Annotated in this window: 1 protein-coding gene; it reads right to left on the bottom strand. The window is 61.2% G+C overall.

Annotation, left to right across the window (positions count from 1 at the left end; all coding sequences use genetic code 11):
- Positions 1 to 242 (bottom strand): 3'-5' exonuclease (locus FDX22_RS19640; RefSeq protein WP_146717659.1); only part of this gene is annotated, 242 nt, incomplete at both ends.

Here is a 242-nt window from a genome sequence, read left to right as displayed (position 1 = left end):
ATTCAGCCCCATCATTGAGGTTGCCAGCGCGCTACGCAGCGTGTTCTCACGCTCCGGCGTCATCACCGCTTGCAGCACCCACAGCAGTTCCTGCGCTTCCAGCGTTTCAAACACGCTGTCACGGTTGGAGAGATAAACAGAGGGAATGGCCAGTTGCGTCAGCGCATCGCGGACCAGCGCCGCCTCCTGGCGGCTACGAACCAGTATGCTGATGTCCGAGGCGCGTACCGGCCTGGACGTTT

This window comes from Citrobacter sp. TBCS-14, from assembly GCF_005280805.1.
Taxonomy (GTDB): domain Bacteria; phylum Pseudomonadota; class Gammaproteobacteria; order Enterobacterales; family Enterobacteriaceae; genus Citrobacter; species Citrobacter gillenii.
The sequence above is the reverse complement of the archived record's forward strand: the minus strand, read 5'-3'. Positions and strand labels throughout refer to the sequence as shown.